The sequence below is a fragment of the Longimicrobium sp. genome (assembly GCF_036280135.1).
Taxonomy (GTDB): Bacteria; Gemmatimonadota; Gemmatimonadetes; order Longimicrobiales; family Longimicrobiaceae; genus Longimicrobium.
Window position 1 is genome coordinate 1 of record NZ_DASURI010000851.1, and the last position, 2,361, is coordinate 2,361.

Below are 2,361 nucleotides of genomic sequence, written 5' to 3' on the forward strand. Positions count from 1 at the left end.
GCAGCGCCAGCGATTCCGTGATCTCGGCGCTCAGGTTGCCCCGCGCGCTGTAGCGCATTGCATCACCCGAGTAGTCCGTGGCCAGGTTGCTGGCGTTGCGCACCTCGCGCGACCCGCTCACGCTCAGGCTGCCGCCCACGCCGCCCACGGGGCGGATGGACGCCGTGAGCGACGTGCCGTACGACTCCACCGACGCCAGGTTCTCCCACGTGAGCGTGGACACGCCCTGGTCGTCCACCGTCTTGATCTGCGCCCAGTCGTCCACCGTGCGCCGGTAGTACGGCGAGAAGCGCAGGGTGCCGAACGTGCCCGTCCAGCTCGTCTCCAGGCTCAGCGAGTGCGTGTACTGGGGATCGATGTCGGGGTTGCCCACCGACCGGTTCAGCGGGTCGTTGCTTCGGTTGATGGGGTTGAGCACCCACACCTGCGGCCGCCGCACGCGCCGCGAGTACGACAGGCGCACGTCGCGCCCGCCGCCCAGGTCGTAGCGCAGGTTGGCGCTGGGGAACAGGCTGAAGTAGCTGTTCTCCACCGCGTCCTCCAGCCCGGCCACGTCCAGCCGCGTGTCCGCGCGCTCCGCCCGCAGCCCCACCTGCGCCGAGAACGCGCCGAACTGCCGCGAGCCCGTGACGTACGCGCTGTGGAACGTCTCGCGGAAGCCGAAGCCCGTGCGCGTGGTCTGCGACGGAAAGGTGGCCGACTCGTCCGCGAAGATGTCCAGGGCGCGGGCCTCGTCCGTGTCGCGCATCTCGCCGCGGTAGCCGAACTCCAGGCGCCCGCCCTCGCCCCAGGGGCGCACGTAGTTGGCGTTGGCCTGCAGCTCGCGCTCCGTCTCGTCGTTGTCGTCCAGCGTGAGCTCCACGGGATCGGCGATCACGTCGCCGTCCAGCCCCAGCGTGCGGCGGCGGACGCGGCTGCCGTTGTCCTGGTCACCCGACTCCACCTCCAGGTCAATGGACAGCTCGTGGTCGTCGCGGTCCGGATCGCCGAAGCGGTGGCGAAAGCCCGCGCCAAAGTCCGTGGACAGGCGGCGGTTCTCGTTCACCGTCCCCCGGTCGTAGCGCAGGACGGGGGTGCTGTCGGCCGCCATCTGCGTGTAGACCACGAGGCCGTCGGCGTCGAAGCCGTTGTGGAACGCCCGCGCCTCGCCCCGCAGCGTGCTGCGCTCACCCAGCCGCCACTCCGCCGTCATGTCCACGTTGCCCGACAGGCCCTCGCGGTCGTTCCACCCGTCCTGCTCCAGCAGGGTGATGGGCTGGGCCAGCAGGTTCTGCCGCAGGTCGTAGCTGTCCGTCCGCCGGTCGGAGCGCCGCGCGAACCCGCCGCCAAAGAGCGTCAGCCGGCCGCGCTGGTACGTCATCCGCCCGCCCGTGCCCGCCTCGCCGCGGCTGCCCGCGTTGACGAACAGATTGCCGCTGAGCCCCAGGTCCACGTCCTTCTTGAGGACGATGTTCACGATGCCGCCCGCGCCCTCGGCCTCGAAGCGCGCCGAAGGGTTGGGGATCACCTCCACCCGCTCGATGCGGTCCGCGGGGAACTGCTGAAGGAACAGCTCCAGCGACTCGCCCGTCATGGGCGCGGGGCGGCCGTTGAGGTAGATCTGCGCCACGGTGCCGCGCACCTGCACGCCGCCGTTCACGTCCACCTCCAGCTCGGGCACGCTGCGCAGCACGTCCGTGGCCATGCCGCCGGCCGCCACGGGCATGTCGCGCGTGCTGTAGATGGTGCGGTCCGCCGCCACCACGGCCGTGGACGCCTGCGTCTCCACGCGGATCTCGTCCAGCAGCAGCGTGGCGCTGGCCATCTGCAGCGTCCCCAGGTCCGCGCCCTGCGCCGTCACGGCCACGCCGGCGCGCCGGTAGGCGCTGTAGCCCAGGCGCGTGGCCTGCAGCGTGTACGTTCCCGGCGCCACGTTGACGATGCGAAAGCGCCCCTCGGCGTCCGACGTGCCGCCGAACGCCCGCGTGCTGTCCGCCGCGCTGCGCAGGGTGACGGTGGCCGCGGGGAGCGGACGGCCCGACGGCGACTCCACGACGGTGCCCGTGACGGTCCCGGCCTGCGCCCGCGCGGCGGCGGGGGCGGCGAACAACGCCAGCAGCGCGGCGGCGATGCCCGCGCGTAGATCCAGTGAGCGCATTCCCTGTCCTGCGGCGGCCGCGTCGCCGGCGTGCGGCGGCGGGCCTGGTTTCGTGTCGGTCGAGGGCGGATCAAACCGCGCGGCCGCCCTCGATGTCGGCGGCTTCGCGTACCCAGAGGACCCGCGAGGGTGCCGCTCCGTTGGGGCGCGATCCGGGGCGGATGCACGCAAACGATTCGCGCGCATGGGGTTGCGACCTGTCAAAAGATTTAGCAGGGGCGGGG

Annotated in this window: 1 protein-coding gene; it reads right to left on the reverse strand. The window is 72.2% G+C overall.

Annotated features, from left to right (window positions below; translation table 11 throughout):
• Nucleotides 1-2,137, reverse strand: a 2,137-nt coding sequence (locus VFZ20_RS27565; protein WP_329687177.1) for a TonB-dependent receptor domain-containing protein, incomplete at its 3' end; no start/stop codon positions are given.
• Nucleotides 2,138-2,361: the final 224 nt, after the last annotated feature.